Source organism: Ornithinimicrobium tianjinense, from assembly GCF_014636495.1.
GTDB classification, from domain to species: Bacteria; Actinomycetota; Actinomycetes; order Actinomycetales; family Dermatophilaceae; genus Ornithinicoccus; species Ornithinicoccus tianjinensis.
This window is the reverse complement of the sequence record NZ_BMEM01000001.1, coordinates 1,456,277-1,475,464: the sequence shown is the minus strand read 5'-3', so window position 1 is coordinate 1,475,464 and position 19,188 is coordinate 1,456,277. Positions and strand designations below refer to the sequence as shown.

Here is a 19,188-nt window from a genome sequence, read left to right as displayed (position 1 = left end):
GCGAGAGACACGCCGGGAGGTCAGGAAATCGTTGCTGAAGATTTACCCCGTCTGACCTGCGCCGTTCGGCGTCCACGCTGGTCAGGGGCGGTTGACAGGTGCCGCTCAGACTTCCTAGCGTTCGTGTGGTCCGCAGACGCAAGTCTGTGTCGCCAGGGGTTTGCCGAGGCCCCGAGCACTGAGTAGACAACAGAACCGTGGCGGCTCCCAGCCGTCCCGGGTCTGGCCCCAAAGGTGCCGGGGCCCGGCTCACCCCTGGCAGACGTGCGCCGGGGTGGGGGACGCACGTCGTAGCCTTGGGCCGTGCTGCCCCACCGACTGCTCCTCGCGCTGTGCGGCGGTCTCGCCCTCCTCTTCGCCTTCCCGGGGTATGACGTGTGGCCGCTGGCCGTGATCGGCTGCGCCGCGCTCGCGCTCGCCACCGCTGGCGCAGCCGTCCGCACCGGTCTGCTCGCCGGGCTCCTCCTCGGGCTGGCCTGGTACGGGCCCATGTTCACCTGGGCCGGCACCTACGCCGGGGCCCCCGCCTGGCTCGCGATGTCGTTCGTGTCCGCGCTCTACCCCGCGATGCTCGGCGGGCTGCTGGCCCTGCTGCAGCGTGGGGGAGAAGTGCGCCCGGTCGTCGGCGCGGCCGCGTGGGTGCTCATGGAGTGGGGCCGCTCGGTGTCACCCTTCGGCGGCTTCCCCTGGGCCCGGCTGGGGTTCAGCCAGGCTGACTCGCCCCTCCTCGGCGCCGCGAGCATCGTGGGGGTGCCCGGGCTGGGCTTCCTGGTGGCCCTGGCCGGCGGGCTGGTCGCCGTCGCCGCCCAGCGGGCGCTGGCGCCAGCCATCGCGCACCGCGGCAGGTCGCTGGCCGCGGCGGTCGCCGCGCTGGTGCTCGTCGTCGCGCCCGTCCTCGTGCCCCGCCCGACGGACGGGGAGCCTCTCACGGTCGCCGCCGTCCAGGGCGACATCCCCGACGGTTTCACCCGGACTCTCACGGCTGAGCGCGGCACCATGCTGCGGCGCTACACCGACATGACCCAGGACCTGGCGACGGAGGTGCGGGCCGGCGCCTCGCCATACCCGGACCTCGTCGTGTGGCCCGAGGGGGCCAGCGACCTCGACCCGCTGCGGCCGGACCGGAGCCCCGAGGCGACCTCCCGCATCATGGCCGCGGTCGACGCCGTCGGCTCGCCGGTGCTGGTGGGAGCCACCTCGCGCCGGGGCGGTGACGCGCCGCAGAACGTGGTCGTGAGCTACCTGCCCGACAGGGGCGTCGACGAGGTCTACTCCAAGGTGTACCTCGCGCCCTTCGGGGAGGTCATGCCGCTGCGGCCGATCATGCGCCGGCTCAGCCCGTGGGTCGACCGGATCACCGACTTCGTGCCCGGCACCGAGCCGGGCGTGATGGACGTCCCGCTGCGTGACGGCAGAGTCGTCCGCCTCGGTCTGGGCATCTGCTTCGAGGTGGTCGTGGACCCGGCCATGAGAGACGTCGTGCGTGGCGGCGCCCAGCTGCTCGTCGTGCCCACGAGCAACGCCTGGTTCGGCGAGGGTGACCAGTCGGTCCAGCACCTGGCCGCCTCGCGCGTGCGCGCCGTCGAGCTCGGCCGCTCGGTCGTGCACATCAGCAACGTCGGCGTCTCGGGGCTCATCACCCCGGACGGGGTGGTGCACGGGCGGAGCGAGCTCTACACCCAGGACCTCCTCGAGGGGCGGCTGCCGCTGCGGACGGCGGTCACGCCGGCCGTCGTGGTCGGTCCCTGGGTCGCGCCCGCGGCGGCCCTCCTCGTGGCGGGCGCCCTGGTCGTGGCTGTCGTCCGACGGGGTCGGTAGACCGGACGGGAGACCGGCCGGGCGACGGTTAGGCTCGGGCGGTGAAGTCCTCCGTGCCGCGCTCCCTCGAGCGGATCTGCGTCTGCGTCCCGACGTACAACGAGGTGGGCAATCTCGAGATGATCGTCGAACGGATCCGGGCCGCGGTGCCGCAGGCAGACGTCCTCGTCCTGGACGACAACAGCCCCGACGGCACCGGCGCGCTCGCCGACCGGCTGGCGGCCACGGACCCGCAGGTGCGCGTCCTGCACAGGGCGGGCAAGGAGGGCCTCGGCCCGGCCTACCTGGCGGGCTTCCGGTGGGCGGGGGAGCGGGGATATGACGCGGTCGTCGAGATCGACGCCGACGGCTCCCACCAGCCTGAGCAGCTGCCCAGCCTGCTGGCGGCCGCCGAGGCGGGCGCCGACGTGGTGATCGGCTCCCGGTGGGTCCCCGGGGGGTCGGTGCACAACTGGCCGGTGCACCGGAGGGTGCTGTCGGTCGGGGCGAACACCTACGCGCGGATCGCCCTGGGCATCCCGGTGCACGACGCGACGGCGGGCTATCGCGTCTACCGGCTGAGCGCCCTGCAGCAGATGGACACCGACCAGGTCGCCTCGCAGGGCTACTGCTTCCAGGTCGACCTGACGCTCCGGGCGCTCGAGCGTGGGCTGCGGGTCGTCGAGGTGCCGGTCGCGTTCGTGGAGCGGGAGGTCGGCACCTCGAAGATGGACGACGCCATCGTCCGCGAGGCTGCGGTGCGCGTCGGGGTGTGGGCGCTGGAGCGGCGCAGCCGCCAGCTGCGGGAACGCCTGGGCGGGCTGGGGCGTTCTGGGAGGTGGCACCACCTGGAGGAGACACCGTGACCGCTGACCCGACCACCTCGCCCCGACGACGCACCCTGACGCTGCGCTGGGTCCTTGCCGGGCTCCTGCTCCTGCCGGTCGTGGAGATCGTGCTCCTGGTCATGGTGGGCCAGGCGATCGGCCTCGGCTGGACGCTGCTCCTGCTCCTCGTCATGGCGGTGCTGGGAGCGTGGCTGGCCCGACGCGAGACCGGCCGGACCTTCCGCGCCCTGCAGGCGTCGATGCGATCCGGCCGGATGCCGACCGACGAGGCCACCGACGCGATCATCGTGATGGTGGGCGGTGTCCTGCTCCTCCTGCCCGGGTTCCTCACCGATGTGGTGGGTGTCCTGCTGGTGCTGCCGTTCACCCGCCCTGTCGCTCGTCGGCTCCTGCAGACGGTGGTCGCCGCGCGGGTGCTGGCTGCGGTCGGTGCACCGACCACAGGCGCCCGGCGGCCCACGGGACGCGGTGACGTCATCGAGGGCGAGGTCATCTCGCACACGCCCCCGCCCGGCACCACGCCGACAGCGCCGCCGTCGCTGGACCGCTGAGAGCCACCACCGATATCACACGCGATCTGCCGGAGTAGCCATCGGGGCCGATCCCCGCTAGCATTGATCGACACCCCCTCTTTCGACGTGCCACCGTCGATGCCGCGCGTCCGTGACCGTGAGCACCTGTCAGGCCGTGATCCAGGGGCGGGAACAGTGCGTCGGACCGACGCGTTGTCACCAAGAGTCACGTTTCCTGACCGACAAGATTTCATCGTGTCCACAGCACGAGGGGAGAAACCATGGCTGAAAGGTCCCTCCGCGGCACCAACCTGAGCTGGCTGTCCTTCGAGAGCGACGAGGGTGTGACGTTCAGCGAGCGAACGATCACGCGCTACGTGTGCCCCGACGGCCACATCAGCGAGCTGCCGTTCTCCGTCGAGGCCGAGATCCCCTCCCTCTGGGAGTGCCGCTGCGGTCTGGACGCGAAGCTGGTCGACGGGCCCGAGCCGGAGGTCAAGGCCACCAAGCCCCAGCGCACCCACTGGGACATGCTGCTGGAGCGCCGCTCCATCCCCGAGCTCGAGGAGCTCCTGGAGGAGCGCCTCGACCTGCTGCGCACCAGCCGCGGCGAGAAGCCGCGCAAGCGCACCGCCTGATCCACGACGGCCTCGAAGGAGGGCCCGGACCTGCTCGCGCAGGTCCGGGCCCTCCTTTCGTCCGCCACGCCTGTGGTTCCTGGCCTCAGACGATCCGCGGCTGCTCGTTGCCGGCGGCGGCGATGCCCTCGCGGACGCGGACGCGCGTGAGGATGAGCCCGCCGAGCACGAAGAAGAGGATGGTCACCAGGATCGCGGGGCGGTAGGAACCGGTGAGCTGGAACATGAGGCCGAAGGCCAGCGTGCCGAACCAGCTCGTCCCACGCTCCATCGCCTGGTAGAAGCTGAAGAACTCCGACTCACGCCCCTGGGGGACGAGCTGGGAGTAGAGCGATCTCGACAGCGCCTGGGTGCCGCCCATCACCATGCCGATCAGGACCGCGCAGAGCAGCCAGGTCGTGAACGCGCCACGCGGGACGAAGAAGGCGAAGGCCACGACGAGCGTCCACATGACGATGCCCCCCAGGACGGTCCGCTTGGCGCCCAGCCGGCCCGCGACGGCGCCGAAGAGAAGGGCACCGCCGAAGGCCACGAACTGCACGACCAGGAAGGTGATCATCATCTGCTCGGTCCTGAAACCGAGCTGCTCGATCCCGTAGAGGCTGGACGAGGCGATGACGGTCTGCATCCCGTCGTTGAAGAAGAGGTAGGCCAGCAGGAACATCAGCGTCTGCGGGTAGCTGCGCAGCTCCCGGAACGTGTCACGCAGCTGCACCAGGGTGCCGCCCACGATGCCGGCGCGCCGGTCCACCGGGGTCGCCGTGGTCCCGCGGATCCGGCGCAGGCCGAGGACCGGGATCAGCGTGAAGCCGGCCCACCACAGCCCGGCCGAGAGCAGGGAGAGCCGGATCGCCATACCGTAGGACAGGCCCAGGCTCTCGTGCGCGGTCATGAGACCCAGGTTGAGGGCAAGCAGCAGGCCTCCGCCGAGATAGCCCAGGGCCCACGCGCGGGAGGAGACCTTGTCACGGTCGTCCGGGTGGGCGATCCGGTTGAGGAGCGCGTCGTAGACGACGGTGGAAGCGCCGAAGCACAGGTTGGCGACGACGACGAGCACCACGCCGAGCTGCCAGTTGCTGCCCTGGAGGAAGAACATCAGGGACGCCGCCGCCGCGCCGGTCCACGCCAGGCCCCCCAGCAGCCGGACCGGCCGCGGGTGTCGGTCCGCGATCGCGCCGACGAAGAGCAGGACGACCGCGGAGAGGATGGTGGCGACGGTGATGGTGTAGGGGGCGAGAGCCCCCACCGCGACCGGCAGGCCCAGGATCGACAGGTCGGCGTCGCAGGTCTCGCCCGACTCCAGGCCGGGGCAGACGTCGGCCCGCGCCAGGGCGGTGAGGTAGGGGCTGATGAGGACGGCGCCGGTGGTCGTCACGTATGCGGAGTTGGCCCAGTCGTACCAGCCCCAGGCACGCTGGTGGGCGGTGGTGCGCTCGGCCGCGGCGTCGGCCCGCACCACGCTCGTCGCGGAAGTCATGGGAGGACTGTCGCACACGCGGGCGGTTCAGGTTGCGCGCCACCCGGGAGCGTCGAACAGTGGAGAGATCATCACCCACCGACGGAGGGAGAAGGACATGGGACTCGGCGACAAGATCTCCAACGCAGCCCAGGAAGCCATGGGCAAGACCAAGGAAGGTGTCGGTGACGCCACCGACAACGAGCGGCTCCAGGCCGAGGGCGTCGCGGACCAGGTCGAGGCCGACGTGAAGCAGGCTGGCGAGCATGCCAAGGACGCCTGGAAGGACGCGACCGACCGCTGACCTTCACCGGGACCCGTCGAGGGCTGCAGCTCACCTCCGAGCTGCGGCCCTCGACGCGTGTCAGCGGGACCTCTCGTCCGGAGCGTCCTCGTCGAGTGCGACGGCGTCGGGATCGGCAGCGTCGGTCGGCTCGGCAGCGTCCCCGCGACGCAGGATCGGGTTGAGGAGCCGGTCGCGGAGCGTCTGGGCCAGCTCGCCGGTGCGCGACCCGAGAGCCTGACGGGCCTGCCCGCGTTCGCCCTCGGCCTGCTCGAAGGCCTGCTGGGCCCTCAGCCGGAAGATCGGCGCCTCGCTCTCGGCGCGTGCGGCGGCCAGGTCGCCCTCCGGTGTCAGGTTGTGGACCTGCGACGCCTGGATCTCGCCGGTGCGGAGGTCAAGGTGCTCGCTGGCGTAGCGGATGAGGGTGACCACCGCAGCGGTGATCGGCACCGCGAGAAAGGCACCCACGATGCCCCACCGGGTGCCGCCGGCAGCGACGACGATGATGACCAGCGCCGGGTGCAGGTCCAGGGCCTTGCTCTGGAGCATGGGGGAGAGGACGTTGCCCTCCAGCTGCTGCACCGCCAGCACGATGAGCAGCACCCACAGCGCGGTGACGAAGCCCTTGGAGACGAGCGCGACGAGGACCGCCAGGGCCCCGGCCGCGACCGCGCCCACGATCGGGATGAAGCCGGCGAAGAAGGTGATGATCGCCAGCGCGAACGCCATCGGGATGCCCAGCAGCAGCAGACCGATCCCGATGAAGACGGCGTCGACGAACGACACCATCGCCTGGGCCTTGATGAACCCGCCCAGCGTGCGCCAGACCCTCGCCAGCGCCTCGGTGAGGTGGGTGCCTGCGGTGGGGCCGGTGAAGCGGCGCAGCAGCGGCGCGAACCCTGCGCCGTCCTTGAGGATGAAGAAGGTCATCACCAGCATCATGACGAAGGTGACGAGCACCGACCCCACGGTGGAGACGCCCGAGAGCACCCCCTGCGCGATGCGGCTGGCCTGCTCCTGCAGCCACGCCTGCGCCTGGTCGACGTAGGCGCTCACCTGGTCGCTCTGGAGGTTCAGGGGCGGAGCGGCGAGCCAGTCGCGCAGCAGCTGCAGGCCCTCGCCGGCTTGGCGCACGATGATCTGCCCCTGCTCGATCATCGACGGGGCGATCGCGGCGAGCACCCCGACGAAGGCGCCCACCGACACCAGCAGGACCACACCGGCCGCGAGGGCGGAGGGCCAGCCGTGACGACGCAGCCAGGTGACCAGCGGCCAGAGCACCGAGGAGACCAGGAGTGCCAGGAGCACGGGCAGGACGCCCACCCACAGCTTGCCCACGACGTAGAACAGGACATAGAGGGCGGCCATCACCAGCAGGAAGCGCCACGCCCAGGCGGCGGCGCCGCGCAGGCCGTCGAGGATCAGCCGCCCCCGGTCGACCCCGTGGCTGCCGTCGGCCGGGTGCTGGTGGTCACCGAGGCCGAGCTGGCCGTCCGTGCGTTCGTCGGCGTCGTGGGCATCCGGCTGGTCGCTCGCGCCGAGCCGTGGCGTGGTGTCTTCGCTCATGGAGCGCTCAGCCTCTCACCGTCGGAGACCGTGCTCACGCCGATCGTGCACGCCAGTCTCGTGGACCCCAGCGGCTGCACGACGAGCCCCCGGCACCCCGTCGCAGCGGCCTCCACGCACACGAACCTGTGCCAGGCGTCCTCGGGCAGGTCGGTCATCCGGGCAGCCTTCGTCTCCCAGGGGTTCCAGACGACGACCTGCGTCGCGCCCTCGGGCTGCACCGTCAGCGCGCGCCCGTCGTCCAGGACCACCAGGCCGGCCGCAGCGTCGGTGTCGTAGACCCGGTCGGTCTCCGCGTGCAGCGTGACATCGCCGTCCTGCACGTGTCGGGTGCCGCTGACCTTGTCCAGATAGGCAGCCCCGTCCAGACCCTCCACGCGGACGGTGCGCACGTCGGCCACAGCCAGGTAGGAGTGCAGCGCCGCCTCGACGTGCAGCGGCACGGGGGAGGGGTTGGTCACGGTGAGCTCGAGCCGCAGGAATGCCCCCGCGGCGCTGCGGGGGAGCAGGCTCACGGCATACCTCAGGTCGAAGGGTCCCTCGAGGTGCTCAGCCCCGGTCTCTCCGTCCAGCTCCTCGGAGCTGAGGGTCCAGGCCCAGACCTCCTCGCCGTCCGTCTCGTCCTGGTGCCAGCTCACCGTGCGGACCAGGCCGTGGCTGGGGGAGCGGTCTCCTTCCGGGCCGGCGCCGAACCAGGGAAAGCAGAGGGGGACCCCGCCACGGATCGCAGCGCTGCCGTCGAGCACCGCGTGCGGGCTGAGCCACACCACCGGGTGCCCGTCCACCCGCCACTCCGCCAGGTGCGCGCCGTGGTCGTAGGCCACGAGCCGGTGACCGTCTCGCTCGTGGACGAGGGGAGTCAGCGTGGTCATGCCCTCAGGCTAGGCGTCGCGTGCGACAGTGTGGCCCATGACGTCCCCCGCCACGCCGCTCGCCTGGGTCAGCTGGCTACGGGTCGTCGCGATCCTCGGTGTCGTCATGATCCACACGGTGGGCGGCACCGCGGCCGGGCCGGGATCGACCAGCACCCTCGACGGGTGGGTGGCCCGTGCTCTGGACCTCGGCTTCATCTGGGCGGTTCCGGTGTTCGTCATGCTGTCCGGCGCACTGTCGCTGGACCCCGGCCGGTGGCGGGGGAGCGGCCCCTACCTGCGCAGGAGGGTCGCGCGCCTGGTCCCGGGGCTCGTCGTCTGGCACGTCGTGTACGTGGCGTACATGGCCCTGACCCGCGACGGCTGGTGGCAGGGCCTCGGTCCCACGCTGGCGAAGGTGGTGCAGGGCCAGGTCGCCCCGCACCTGTACTTCTTCTGGATCGTGCTGGGGCTGTCCCTCATCACCCCCGTCCTCGTGCCGTGGGTCGCGTCGTCGGGGCGTCGGGAGTGGGTGGTCGCGGCTCTGATCGGGTATGCCGTGCCCGTCCTGTCGACCTGGCCCCTGGGGTCCGACGGAGGGCGGGTCGGGCTGAGCCACGCGGCGTGGACGTGGTGGCTGCCCTACGTCGGCGCCTACCTCATGGGCTGGGCGCTGCGCGGTGCGGTGCTGCCGCGCCGCTGGCTCGTGCCCGCGGCCCTCGCGACCGTGCTCCTGGTCGCTCAGATGACCTGGCAGTGGCGCAACCCCGCCGCGCCGGGCTGGCTCGAGCAGTGGCTCGGTGTCCACTACTACAGCCTCCCCGTGGCAGCCCTGTCGGTCCTCGTGCTGATGCTGGCTCAGTCCCTGGTCCGTCCCGACGGCGCGCTCGCCGGTCTCGCCGCCCCCAGGGTGATGCGGGTCGTCGATCCTGTCGCGTCGGCCACGATGGGCATATTCGCGCTGCACTATCTCGTGCTGCTGGTGGGTCTTGACGTCGGCCTGCTGGGGGAGCCGGTCGCGTCGTGGCCGGTCCTGGTGCTCAGGTTCGTCGCCGTGGCTGCCGTCACGACGGCGCTGGTCCTCGTCCTGCGGCGGGTGCCGGGCGTCCGCTCCGTCCTGTAGGAGCGTCACCCGGTTTCTCCCAGCTCCACGCTCCGCAACGACGAGGCCTCGACCTCGTACCGGGACGCCCGACCGCCCTGGGCGGCGAAGAACCGGCGCCGCAGACCACCGACCACCTCGACCCCCTGGCCGTCGGTGAGCCTTCGGGCCTTTTGACGCACCCGCCCGGACCAGCAGGCCACGTCGATGGTGTCCACCTGCCGACGGCCACCGTCCCGCTTGGACCGGGGGCGTGGGACGACGACCCGCAGCTGCACGAGCTCGTCGCCGCTGGGCATCTCACGGACGCTCGGCTCCCCGCTCACTCGTCCGACCAGTCGCACCTCGTTCGCCGGTGCCGCCTCGTTCGTCATACGGCTCAGCCTGCGGGGGAGCGGCCTGGCGAGGAAGGGGGTCGAGCCAACCTGTGGACGAGCCGTCGTCGGCCCCAGGGGATGTGGACACCGTGCACTACGGTGACGGGGTGGCCAGGCCGGAGGTCCCCGAGGAGTGGGTGCAGCGCTGCGACCACGTTCTCGCGGCGCTGCCGCGCTGCCGCGCCGAGGCTGCGTGGACCGGTGTGCGATGGCGCGTCGGCAACGCGACGGTGGCGCACATCTTCGGCGGCGAGGACCAGCGGTTCCGGATCGTCCTCCGTGCGGAGCCCGACGAGGTGCTCGCGTTCGAGGCGATGGGGGAGCCCTACTTCCGGGCAGGGTGGGGCACCGACGTCGTGGGGCTGGTGATCGACGACACCACCGACTGGGACGAGGTCGAGGAGCTCCTGGTGGCTTCCTACTGCGTCCAGGCGCCCCGCCGGCTCGCCGAGGAGGTCCTGCAGTCGTGGGCGTCGGGCGGTCGGGCCTGAGGCTCGCGCCCGCGGGCATGAGCCCAAGAGTCTTCGTCAGACGCTAGATTGCGTCAGGAGGCCGATCAGGCCCATCCACGAGAGGGGCCGACGTTATGTCAACCTTGTTCCTGCATGGCCTGGGCGCGGTCGGGGAGGTATGGCGTGGGGCCGGGTTCTCTCCCGACCTGCCCGGACACGGCTCCGCGGGATGGGACGCGCCATACAGCTTCGAGAAGCACGCCAGACACGTCCTGGCGCTGCTGCCTGACGAATCCGTCGACGTGGTCGGCCACTCGATGGGCGGCGTGGTGGCGCTCACGCTGGCTGGCCTGGTGCCGCAGCGGGTCCGGTCCGTGGTCGCGCTGGGTGTCAAGGTCGCCTGGACCCCTGAGGAGCTGGACTTCGCACAGGCACTGCCGCAGCGACCACCGAAGGTCTTCGCCTCGAGGGCGGAGGCGGCCGAGCGGTTCCTCAAGGTCTCTGGTCTGGCCGGGCTGGTGCCGGCCGAGGATGCGGTCGTGGACGCGGGCATCGTCGACCGTGGCGACGGCTGGAGCCTGGCCCAGGACCCACGGACGTTCGGTGTCGGCGCCTTCGACATGCGGGCGCTCGTCGGAGATGCCGGGTGTCCTGTGGTGCTGGCCCGCGGAGAGCACGACGGGATGGTGACGCATGCGCAGCTCGCTGACCTGCAGGACGACGCGGTGTCGCTGGCCGCTCTGGGGCACAACGCGCACGTGGAGGACCTCGGGGCGATCTTGGCTCTGATTCCCCGTTGAATGAACTGGTGGGCACGGGACGTGATGAGTCGGGACCAGGTCGCCGACCGCGGGCGTGAGGTCACTCATCCGCCACGAGCGAGAGCCCGCCGGACATCTGTCCCGGCGACATGCCCAGGTGGCGGCGGCCAGAGAGCGCACATGCGCGCTCTGGTCGGCCCAGGTCGGGCGTGTCGTCAGGACGGAAGCACTCTCATGCAGCGTGTGTCTCGCCTGACCTGACCCGCCGGAGGGGTCGTGGAGCCCCGTTGTTCGATCGCCGATAAGTCACATTATGTAAACTGATCGTCGCGCGAGGACCGCGAGAGGAATCCCTGACCGCCACCCGGCCACTTCCCCGCGACAGCCGTTGAACCGTTGGGGCCCGGCTCATTGCCGCCGGCGGTGCTGCACCTGGCCCGCTCTCACGCCGGCGGGGTGCCTGCTCGCAGCACCGCTGGGTCAAGCCCAGCCCGTCTCCGAGCCGGGACCCGTTGTGCCCAGGACCAGTTGCGCCCCCGACCAGTTGTGCCCCCGCCCTCAGCGTCAGATCTATATGCGTTATAAAGAGGACACCAACCCCTCTGTGAAGGAGCATCTCGTGAGCACTGAGCTCGACGTCCGTCAGGAGCCCCCGGCCCGCCGCCACCAGCTGATCTTCGAGACGTGGAACCGGCTCACGCCCGGCGACGCCTTTGAGCTGGTGAACGACCACGACCCCAAGCCGCTCTACTACCAGTTCGCCGCCGAGCACGGCGGCCAGTTCGAGTGGGAGCCGCTCGAGGAGGGCCCCGAGACCTGGCGCATCAGGATCGCCCGGGTCGCCGCCTGAAGCCATCCGGCCTCGAGACGCCTTCTCCCCCGAGCCTGAAGACGGGAGGTCGCCCGAGCACGGAGCCTGACCATGGATCTCTCGGCAGCGGGCGGCGGTCCTAGAGCCGGACCAGCCAGTCGCCGTAGAAGACCGCCAGCCCTGCGGAGACGCAGATGCCCGCGACGATCCAGAACCTGGCCACGATCGTGACCTCGGCCCAACCCAGGAGCTCGAAGTGGTGGTGCAGCGGCGCCATCCTGAAGACGCGTCGGCCGGTCAGCTTGAAGCTGATCACCTGGATGATCACCGACGAGGTGACGATGACGAACAGGCCGCCCAGGATCACCAGCAGCAGCTCGGTCCGGGTCAGGATGGCCATCCCCGCCAGGGCGGCGCCCAGCGACAAGGACCCGGTGTCCCCCATGATGATCCGCGCCGGTGACGCGTTCCACCACAGGAAGCCGAAGCACGCGCCCGCGATGGCGCAGGAGACGACGGCCAGGTCCAGCGGGTCGCTGATCGCGTAGCAGTTGGGCCCGGGCGAGAGCCGGCAGCTCTGGGTGTCCTGCCAGAGCGCGATCATCGTGTAGGCCCCGAACACCATGACCGAGGCCCCGGTCGCCAGCCCGTCCAGACCGTCCGTGATGTTGACACCGTTGGACGCCCCGGCGATGAGCAGGCTCGCCCAGGCGACGAACAGGACGAGACCGAGGACGGGCCCGGCGAAGGCCAGGTCGATCCCGGTGTCCCTGACGAAGGAGACCGCCGTCGAGGCCGGCACCCGACCGTTCTCGTCCTTGACGAGCAGCGCCGCCAGGGCGAAGACCACGGTCACGAGGGTCTGACCGACGAGCTTCTGTCCGGAGGTGAGCCCGAGGCTGCGTTCCTTGCGGATCTTGGTGTAGTCGTCCAGGAAACCCACCAGACCCAGCCCGGTGAGGAGGAAGAGCACCAGCAGGGCGCTGAGGGACACCCTGCTGCGCGTCACCTCGAGCCACCCCAGGGCGTCGGTCAGCAGGAGGACACCGTGCGAGGCGAAGTAGCCGATGATCGCGGCCCCGATGATGACCGCCCCACCCATCGTCGGCTTGCCGCGCTTGACGTGGTGATGGGTCAGGTCGTCCCGGATGAACTGTCCGTAGCTGTGGCGGACGAGGTAGCGGATGAACAGCGGCGTGCACAGCAGGGCTACCAGCATCGCGATGCCTCCGGCCAGCATGACGTTGACCACCTGGTACTCCCTCGCTCGCGACCGTCAGGTCGGCCGCCCCAGGCAGCCGGGGCAACGCTAAGCCACCCCGCCCGCTCCACCAACCCGGAACACCGGCCAGGACCTCCTGACACCCGTCGTGGAAGTGGCTACGGTGGCCGTAGAGAGGTTCACCCGACCGTCAGGAGGAGATCCCATGTCCGACCCGAACCGTCGCACCATCACGGACCGTCTGGAGGTCGCCGGCAACGAGCTGGTCGAGCGGGTGAAGGAGCTCGCCAAGGACGCCGACAACAGGCGGGTGGTCATCCGCACCCAGGACGACAAGGAACTGCTCAGCATCCCGCTGACCTGGGGCCTGGCCGGCGGCGCGCTGGCCGTCGTCACGGGCCCGGTCTTCGCGGCGATGGCCGCGGTCGGCGGGGCTCTGGCCAAGGTGCGCCTCGACGTCGAGCGCGTGGCTGACCCCGGCACTACCCCGACCGACGTGGCAGGAGACCCCGACGGCGACCAGGACGAGCCCACGGGCCATCCCTCCTGATCGGTGCCACGCCGCCCACCCCCTCTGGAGCTCGTCATCCCCAAGGATGACGAGCTCCACTCCTTCGACGGATGCCGGTGACGGTCGGCGCGCGGTTGGCTGGTCGGGCAGGTGGGAACCAACCGGTCCCGTGACACCCGAACAGCAGGAGGAAGAGCATGTTCCGCACCACCGTCCGCCGCGGCCTCACCGCCGGCGCAGCCGCCGTGGCCGCCGTCGCCCTCGGAGCCGTCCCGGCCATGGCGCACCACTGTTTCATCCCGATGTACACCCTCGAGGGCCCGACCTCGGCCAACTGGATGGTCTTCAGCGCCGAGATGGGGGCCGACCTCGAGGCCGGCTACGTCACCGAGTGCGACGCCGCCCGCCAGGCGGGCTACGACGCGCTCGAGGCCGCTGGTCTGCCCGTCGGCATCAAGATCTTCGCCAAGATGACGATCGGCGACCCCAAGGAGACCGGTCGGATGGCCCCCAACGGCGCAAACGGCAAGGGCCTGGAGTACTTCGGCGCCGGGTCCGAGCTGCCCATGCAGATGGTCGGCACGTACATCGGGGCCGCGTCCCAGGTCGACTGCGGCTGACCCTCGCGGCACCAACCTCCGGCCCCGGCGGAGCCTGTCTTCGCCGGGGCCGCTGCTGCGCTACTCCCCCGGCTGCGGCCCGTCGTAGCCCTCGACCACGATGATGTCGGCCTCGGCGGCGGTCAGGCGGTGCGCCATCGCCTCGGCATACTCCGGGGAGCGGTAGCACGCGAGCGCAGCGGCGTAGTCCGGGAACTCGATGACGACGTTGCGGGGGCGCGCCTGCCCCTCGACCGCCTCGAACTGGCCGCCGCGGACCAGGAAGCGCGCGCCATACCGAGCGAACGCGGTCGCGTTGGCCTGGACGTAGCGCCGGTAGCCCTCCTCGTCGTTCACCGTGACCCGCCCGACCCAGTAACCCTTCGCCATGCGCCCAACCTAGACCCCTACGCTGTCCGGTATGGCGACGCTCTTCACCAAGATCATCGGCGGCGAGATCCCCGGCCAGATCGTGTGGTCCGACGACGTCTGCGCCGCCTTCCTCGACATCGAGCCCCTCACGCGCGGCCACGCCCTCGTCGTGCCGCGGGAGGAGGTCGACCACTGGATCGACCTGGACGCCGCCACCGTCAGCCACCTCATGGAGGTGGCCGCCCGCATCGGCCGCGCTCAGCTCGCCACCTTCGGCGGGGAGCGGGTGGGGATGATCGTGCAGGGGTTCGAGGTGCCGCACGCCCACCTCCACGTCTTTGCCGCGAACGGCCCGGGAGACTTCGACCTCGCCGCGCGTATGCGCCTCTCCCCCGCCGAGCTGGCCACGGACGGGGAGGCCCTGCGCACGGCCCTCGGGCAGAGGTGATGGCGTCCGCCGGAGGAACGCGCCTGCCCGACGAGGCGGACGACTTCCACCGCGGCGTCTACGACTGGGAGGGCGAGCCCGACGACCGCGCCGAGCAGCACGGGCGTGGCCTCGACTTCGGGCTTCTGCTGCTGCGTCTCGGCGCCCTCCTGCTCCTGCCCCACGGCGTGGCCAAGGCCCGGGGCGTCGGCGCCTTCACCGACCAGGTGGCCACCAACCTCGTCGGCGGCGCCGCGCCCGAGCTGGTCGCCTGGCTCGTGCTCGCCGGCCAGACGGCGCTGCCCGTGCTGCTCGCGGTGGGGCTCTTCACCCGGCCGGCCGCGTTCCTCGTCGCGGCGATGATGGCCGCCATCTGGGGGCTGGCGGTCGTGACCCGCCTCGACTATCGCGCGCTCGACGCCTCGGGCGGCCTGACCGGAGAGGCCGCGCTGCTCTACGTGGCACTGGCGCTGCCGCTGGCCTTCACCGGCGCCGGACGCTGGTCGCTGGACGCCATGCGCACCGGTGGCCGTCCCTGACGCACCTAGGCTGATCCTCGTGCAGTGCCACTACTTCGACGCCGGCGTGTGCCGTTCCTGCACGCTCATGGGCACGGGGTATGCCGCGCAGCTCGCCCTGAAGCAGGCGCGCGTCGCCGAGGTCCTGGCCGGAGCGGTGCCGGCGGAGGCCTGGCAGTCCCCGGTCACCAGCGCCGAGTCCGGCTTCCGCAACAAGGCCAAGCTCGTCGTCGGTGGCGTCAAGGGCTCCCCCACGGTGGGGATCCTCGGTCCGGACGGTCGGGGTGTGGACCTGCGCCACTGCGGCCTGCACGAGGCCGGGCTGCATGAGGCGGTCCTCACGACCGCTGAGCTCCTGCGCGGGTCGGGACTCACCCCGTATGACGTGCCCGCGCGGCAGGGTGAGCTCAAGCACGTCCTCCTCACCCACTCCCCCGACGGCGAGCTCATGGCGCGCTTCGTGCTGCGCTCCCCCGGGCAGCTCACGCGGGTGCGCGAGCTGGTCCCTGCCCTGGGTGAGGCGCTGCCCGGCACGCGGGTCGTGAGCGTCAACCTGCAGCCCGAGCACAAGGCGGTGCTGGAGGGCCCGGAGGAGGTCCTGCTCACGGAGCAGGAGACGCTGCCGATGAGGGTCAACGACATCACCCTGCACCTGCGCACCCGCAGCTTCTTCCAGACCAACACCGCGGTCGCCTCGGCGCTCTACCGGCAGGCCCGGGCGTGGGCGGACGAGGTCGCCCCGTCGTCGGTCTGGGACCTCTACTGCGGCGTCGGCGGCTTCGCCCTGCACCTCCTGGCCGACGGCCGGGACGTCCTGGGGATCGAGGTCTCTCCCGAGGCGGTGCTGAGCGCGACCACGAGCGCCCGCGAGCTCGGCGCGAGCCGAGCCCGTTTCGAGGTCGGCGACGCCACGACATACCTCCAGGAGCGCGAGGCGCCCGACCTGGTCGTGGTCAACCCACCACGCCGCGGGATCGGGTCGCTCGCGCGCTGGCTGGAGGGCTCCGGCGTGGAGCACGTGATCTACTCCAGCTGCCACGCGGGCTCGCTGGCCCGTGACCTCGCCGCGATGCCGTCGCTACAGGTGCGGGAGGCCCGCCTCTTCGACATGTTCCCGCAGACCGCCCACCACGAGGTCATGGTCAGCCTGCGGCGCCGCTGACCCGGGGCCGGTCACGCGCCGGGGTGGTGCAAGACTGGGCCCGACGTCCCTGCCAGCATGACGACAAGGTGGTCCGACCATGCCCAACACGTTCGACGCCGTCCCCGACCTGCCCATGGAGCGCTCCTCCGCCTTCGTCGCCGTGGACCGGCCCCAGGAGCGGCTCGAGGAGTTCATCACCGCGTCCAAGCTGCAGCGCGGCTCGCTGCGCTGGGAGGACGGCTACACCGTGCCCTTCCGCGAGGGCGGGTCGGTGCGGATCCGCGCGGTGGTCGACGGGCAGGAGGGGCTGCGCTTCGACGTCAAGGCACCTGACACCGAGCGCCGTGAGCACATCGAGCAGGTGCTCCAGGGCCAGCTCGCCGACGACCTGGGTGTCCCTGACCTGACGCTGGACTGGGCCGCCCAGCCCGACCCGGTCGCCTGACGCTTCCTCGCTCAGCCGAACGGGGCCGGGTCCCCGGCACCGACCCGGACGACCTCGGCATACCCCTCACTGAGGTCCACCACGGTGGTGGGCTCCTGCCCCGTCTGGTCCCCGTCGACGACGACCTCGACGAGATGGTCGAGCCGCTCCTTGATCTCCCACCCGAAGCTCAGCGGTTCCTCGTCGCCGGGGAGGATCAGGGTGCTGGTCAGCAGCGGTTCGCCCATGGCGGCGAGCAGCGCGTGGCAGATCGGGTCGTCGGGGATGCGCACGCCGACCGTCTTCTTCCTGGGGTGCAGCAGCCGGCGCGGCACCTCGCGCGTCGCGGGCAGGATGAAGGTGTAGGGGCCCGGCGTCGCGGCCTTCACGGCGCGGAAGACGTGGTTGTCCAGCTGCACCAGCTGCCCGAGCTGGGCGAAGTCGGCGCACATGAGCGTGAAGTGGTGGTTGTCGTCGAGCCGGCGTATGTCGATCAGCCGCTGCTTGGCGTCGGGGTCGCCCAGGCGGGCGCCCAGGGTGTAGCAGGCGTCCGTCGGGAAGGCGGCGACCCCACCGTCGCGCAGCGTCGCTGCGAGCTGCTCCACGAGCCGGGGCTGGGGGTCGACCGGGTGGATGTCGAGGAAGCGCGCCATGGAGCCACTCTAGTGAGGACTCAACCGTCGAGCAGGAACCTGCGGAGCACCTCCGCGAAGACCTCCGGCCTCTGCGAGTGCACCCAGTGGGTCGCCCCCTTGACCGTCACCTTGCGCGTCTGCGGGAAGAGCCGGCGCATCAGCGGCCCCTGGTCCTCGCTGACGTAGTCCGACTCCCCACCGGCCACCCAGAGGACGGGACCGTCGAAGCTGGCGGTCCCGGCCACCTGCGGGATGTCACCGGTGATCGTCGGCAGCTCGCGCCGGAGGAGCTCCAGGTTGGCCTGCCAGGCGAAGCCGCCCTGGTCGTCGCGGCGCAGGTTCTGCAGGAGGAAGCCGCGCAGGGTCGGCTGCGGCACGTCGCGGGCCAGCTGGGCGTCCGCGTCGCGCAGGCTCTGCACGCTCGCCAGGTCGATGCGGGCCAGTGAGCCCAGCAGGTGCTCGAACTCGCTGACCTCGCCGGTGCCCCCCGGGCTCACGTCCTCCACGACCAGGCGGTCCACGAGCTCGGGATGCTCGAGCGCGAGCGCCATGGCCGTCTTGCCGCCCATGGAGTGGCCGACCACGTGCACCGGGCCGTCGACGGCCGGGCCGGCGCGGAGCAGGTCGGCGACCGCGCCCGCCATCTGGCGGTAGTCCACGTGGCTGGTCCACGGCGACGCGCCGTGGTTGGGCAGGTCCACCAGCACGGCCCGGGCATCGGGCTGCAGCGCCTTGGCAGCGGTGCTGAAGTTGCGGCCGCGCCCGAAGAGCCCGTGCAGGAAGACCACGAAGGGCCCCGCGCTGCCGACCGTCGTGCTGTGCAGTCCCTCGGTGCTCACCCCGCCGAGCCTACGTGGCCGAAGCGCGGGGGCTCAGAGCGGCAGGTCGCGCTGCATGGACATGGTCTGCAGGTTGTGCACGAAGCCGACCTTCTCGTAGAGCCGCGTCGCGCCGGAGGGGTTCTCGGAGTCGACCCCCAGCTCGATCACGTCGTAGTCGCCGGACCGGGTGCCCAGGTCGATGGAGCGCAGGAGCGCCGCCTGCGCCAGACCCCGCCCGCGGGCCTCGCGGACGGTCCCGACGAGGTTGACGTAGAGATGACGGTCCACCCACTCGCTGCACAGGACGTAGGCCAGCACCTGCCCGTCGGGGGCCACGGCCACCGTCGACAGCGCGGGGCGTGCGGACCCTCCCGTCCAGTTCTCGTGCCACGACTCCGCCGTCTGCGGGCCGCTGCCCCAGTGGTCCTTGAACGCCTCGTTGTGCGCCAGCCGGGTGGGCTCCTCATGCTCCCCTCCGGGCGAGACGAGCTGCGCGCCGTCGACCGGCGGAACCTCGACCGGGGTGTCGAGGGGGCGCTTGAGCTCGTTGAAGTAGCGCACGACGCGGTAGCCGCGCCGCTCCATCATCCGCTCGGCACTCGATCCTGGCCTCATGCCGTAGGCCCGGACGAAGGAGGTGGCGTCCGGGTGGCGCTCCTCCAGCAGCTCGACCGCGCGCGGCTCGGTCCGGTCCATGACCTCGCGACCGAGCCCGCGTCCGCGGTGCTCCGCCCGCACCCCGCCGCCGATGAAGGCCCGCCCCTGCCCCTCGTGGTCAGGGGACCGCGGGACCACCACGCTGCCGTAGGCGACCATCACGTCGCCGTCCCAGGCCGCGACCGTGTCGCGCGCCGGGTCGACGCCGTCGTGCCCGAGCTCCTCGCGCAGGTCCTCCTCGCGGTAGAACTCCTCCGTGCCGTCCACCTCCGCGAGGTGGTTGACGAGCGCGGCCCAGGCCGGCACGTCACCCTCCTCCAGGTGCCTCCAGGTGTATGCCGTGACCGTCGCCCCGCCGTCGTTCCCGTCCATGCGACCAGTCTGCAGGCCGGGGCCGGTCGCTG

General features: G+C 71.5%; 24 protein-coding genes. 15 read left to right on the top strand and 9 right to left on the bottom strand.

The features are described from left to right. Window positions 1-303: 303 nt before the first annotated feature. The 4 genes from lnt to IEV65_RS06900 all read left to right on the top strand — a co-directional run bounded on the left by lnt (window position 304) and on the right by IEV65_RS06900 (window position 3,795). Window positions 304-1,818, top strand: a complete 1,515-nt coding sequence (gene lnt, locus IEV65_RS06915; protein WP_188429030.1) for an apolipoprotein N-acyltransferase — start codon at window positions 304-306, stop codon at window positions 1,816-1,818. A gap of 41 nt (window positions 1,819-1,859) precedes the next feature. After that, window positions 1,860-2,663 carry a polyprenol monophosphomannose synthase gene (locus IEV65_RS06910; protein ID WP_229734985.1) on the top strand — a complete coding sequence of 268 codons (804 nt, stop codon included), beginning with the start codon at window positions 1,860-1,862 and terminating at the stop codon, window positions 2,661-2,663. After that, window positions 2,660-3,196, top strand: a complete 537-nt coding sequence (locus IEV65_RS06905; RefSeq protein WP_229734983.1) for an FxsA family protein — start codon at window positions 2,660-2,662, stop codon at window positions 3,194-3,196. The genes IEV65_RS06910 and IEV65_RS06905 overlap by 4 nt, the downstream gene beginning before the upstream one ends. Window positions 3,197-3,438: 242 nt before the next feature. Next, entirely contained in the window at window positions 3,439-3,795 is a 357-nt protein-coding gene (locus tag IEV65_RS06900; RefSeq protein WP_188429028.1) for an RNA polymerase-binding protein RbpA, read from the top strand. An 85-nt stretch (window positions 3,796-3,880) separates the two neighbouring features. Here IEV65_RS06900 and IEV65_RS06895 read toward each other — a convergent pair whose 3' ends face one another. Next, window positions 3,881-5,272: an MFS transporter gene (locus IEV65_RS06895; RefSeq protein WP_188429026.1), complete on the bottom strand. Its 1,392-nt coding sequence runs from the start codon at window positions 5,270-5,272 to the stop codon at window positions 3,881-3,883. A gap of 97 nt (window positions 5,273-5,369) precedes the next feature. Between IEV65_RS06895 and IEV65_RS06890 the strand changes: the two genes are divergently transcribed. After that, window positions 5,370-5,555, top strand: coding sequence for a CsbD family protein (locus IEV65_RS06890; protein ID WP_188429024.1), 186 nt, complete (start codon window positions 5,370-5,372; stop codon window positions 5,553-5,555). A gap of 60 nt (window positions 5,556-5,615) precedes the next feature. On the opposite strand, the gene IEV65_RS06885 is transcribed toward IEV65_RS06890, so the two are convergent. Together IEV65_RS06885 and IEV65_RS06880 are read right to left on the bottom strand one after the other, a co-directional pair. Continuing rightward, window positions 5,616-7,100, bottom strand: coding sequence for an AI-2E family transporter (locus IEV65_RS06885; RefSeq protein WP_188429022.1), 1,485 nt, complete (start codon window positions 7,098-7,100; stop codon window positions 5,616-5,618). After that, window positions 7,097-7,972: a D-hexose-6-phosphate mutarotase gene (locus tag IEV65_RS06880; RefSeq protein ID WP_188429019.1), complete on the bottom strand. Its 876-nt coding sequence runs from the start codon at window positions 7,970-7,972 to the stop codon at window positions 7,097-7,099. Before IEV65_RS06880 ends, IEV65_RS06885 begins: the two co-directional genes overlap by 4 nt. 37 nt (window positions 7,973-8,009) lie before the next feature. Between IEV65_RS06880 and IEV65_RS06875 the strand changes: the two genes are divergently transcribed. Next, complete coding sequence (locus tag IEV65_RS06875; RefSeq protein ID WP_188429017.1) at window positions 8,010-9,074, top strand: acyltransferase; 1,065 nt, start codon at window positions 8,010-8,012, stop codon at window positions 9,072-9,074. 5 nt (window positions 9,075-9,079) lie between these two features. Here the strand turns inward: IEV65_RS06875 and IEV65_RS06870 are convergent, their stop codons facing one another. Further along, on the bottom strand, window positions 9,080-9,427 hold the full coding sequence (locus tag IEV65_RS06870; RefSeq protein WP_188429015.1) for a single-stranded DNA-binding protein: 348 nt from the start codon (window positions 9,425-9,427) through the stop codon (window positions 9,080-9,082). A 110-nt stretch (window positions 9,428-9,537) separates the two neighbouring features. Here IEV65_RS06870 and IEV65_RS06865 point away from each other — a divergent pair, with 110 nt between their 5' ends. From IEV65_RS06865 to IEV65_RS06855, 3 genes are all read left to right on the top strand, one after another. Beyond that, window positions 9,538-9,921 carry an MmcQ/YjbR family DNA-binding protein gene (locus IEV65_RS06865; protein ID WP_229734982.1) on the top strand — a complete coding sequence of 128 codons (384 nt, stop codon included), beginning with the start codon at window positions 9,538-9,540 and terminating at the stop codon, window positions 9,919-9,921. A gap of 47 nt (window positions 9,922-9,968) precedes the next feature. Continuing rightward, complete coding sequence (locus IEV65_RS06860; RefSeq protein ID WP_268235337.1) at window positions 9,969-10,682, top strand: alpha/beta fold hydrolase; 714 nt, start codon at window positions 9,969-9,971, stop codon at window positions 10,680-10,682. 580 nt (window positions 10,683-11,262) lie between these two features. Continuing rightward, window positions 11,263-11,493 carry a DUF2249 domain-containing protein gene (locus IEV65_RS06855; RefSeq protein WP_229734981.1) on the top strand — a complete coding sequence of 77 codons (231 nt, stop codon included), beginning with the start codon at window positions 11,263-11,265 and terminating at the stop codon, window positions 11,491-11,493. 100 nt (window positions 11,494-11,593) lie between these two features. Here IEV65_RS06855 and mraY read toward each other — a convergent pair whose 3' ends face one another. Beyond that, window positions 11,594-12,706 carry a phospho-N-acetylmuramoyl-pentapeptide-transferase gene (gene mraY / locus IEV65_RS06850; RefSeq protein WP_188429007.1) on the bottom strand — a complete coding sequence of 371 codons (1,113 nt, stop codon included), beginning with the start codon at window positions 12,704-12,706 and terminating at the stop codon, window positions 11,594-11,596. Window positions 12,707-12,881: 175 nt separating this feature from the next. On the opposite strand from mraY, the gene IEV65_RS06845 reads away from it, so the two are divergent. Together IEV65_RS06845 and IEV65_RS06840 are read left to right on the top strand one after the other, a co-directional pair. Then, window positions 12,882-13,226: a DUF4342 domain-containing protein gene (locus tag IEV65_RS06845; RefSeq protein ID WP_188429005.1), complete on the top strand. Its 345-nt coding sequence runs from the start codon at window positions 12,882-12,884 to the stop codon at window positions 13,224-13,226. A gap of 158 nt (window positions 13,227-13,384) precedes the next feature. Next, window positions 13,385-13,807, top strand: a complete 423-nt coding sequence (locus IEV65_RS06840; protein ID WP_188429003.1) for a hypothetical protein — start codon at window positions 13,385-13,387, stop codon at window positions 13,805-13,807. 60 nt (window positions 13,808-13,867) lie between these two features. Here the strand turns inward: IEV65_RS06840 and IEV65_RS06835 are convergent, their stop codons facing one another. Next, entirely contained in the window at window positions 13,868-14,176 is a 309-nt protein-coding gene (locus IEV65_RS06835) for a DUF1330 domain-containing protein (protein WP_188429001.1), read from the bottom strand. A 31-nt stretch (window positions 14,177-14,207) separates the two neighbouring features. Between IEV65_RS06835 and IEV65_RS06830 the strand changes: the two genes are divergently transcribed. From IEV65_RS06830 to IEV65_RS06815, 4 genes are all read left to right on the top strand, one after another. Next, window positions 14,208-14,606, top strand: a complete 399-nt coding sequence (locus tag IEV65_RS06830) for an HIT family protein (protein WP_188428999.1) — start codon at window positions 14,208-14,210, stop codon at window positions 14,604-14,606. Further along, window positions 14,606-15,124: a DoxX family protein gene (locus IEV65_RS06825; RefSeq protein WP_188428997.1), complete on the top strand. Its 519-nt coding sequence runs from the start codon at window positions 14,606-14,608 to the stop codon at window positions 15,122-15,124. Before IEV65_RS06830 ends, IEV65_RS06825 begins: the two co-directional genes overlap by 1 nt. Window positions 15,125-15,143: 19 nt before the next feature. Next, window positions 15,144-16,265, top strand: a complete 1,122-nt coding sequence (gene rlmC, locus IEV65_RS06820; protein WP_188428995.1) for a 23S rRNA (uracil(747)-C(5))-methyltransferase RlmC — start codon at window positions 15,144-15,146, stop codon at window positions 16,263-16,265. 79 nt (window positions 16,266-16,344) lie between these two features. After that, window positions 16,345-16,692 carry a hypothetical protein gene (locus IEV65_RS06815; protein WP_188428993.1) on the top strand — a complete coding sequence of 116 codons (348 nt, stop codon included), beginning with the start codon at window positions 16,345-16,347 and terminating at the stop codon, window positions 16,690-16,692. A gap of 11 nt (window positions 16,693-16,703) precedes the next feature. On the opposite strand, the gene IEV65_RS06810 is transcribed toward IEV65_RS06815, so the two are convergent. From IEV65_RS06810 to IEV65_RS06800, 3 genes are read right to left on the bottom strand one after another with little or no spacing between them, the layout of a single operon-like run. Next, window positions 16,704-17,324 carry an L-threonylcarbamoyladenylate synthase gene (locus IEV65_RS06810; RefSeq protein ID WP_188428990.1) on the bottom strand — a complete coding sequence of 207 codons (621 nt, stop codon included), beginning with the start codon at window positions 17,322-17,324 and terminating at the stop codon, window positions 16,704-16,706. A 20-nt stretch (window positions 17,325-17,344) separates the two neighbouring features. Beyond that, window positions 17,345-18,145, bottom strand: coding sequence for an alpha/beta fold hydrolase (locus tag IEV65_RS06805; protein WP_188428988.1), 801 nt, complete (start codon window positions 18,143-18,145; stop codon window positions 17,345-17,347). A 33-nt stretch (window positions 18,146-18,178) separates the two neighbouring features. Continuing rightward, window positions 18,179-19,156: a GNAT family N-acetyltransferase gene (locus IEV65_RS06800; RefSeq protein WP_188428986.1), complete on the bottom strand. Its 978-nt coding sequence runs from the start codon at window positions 19,154-19,156 to the stop codon at window positions 18,179-18,181. Window positions 19,157-19,188 lie beyond the last annotated feature (32 nt).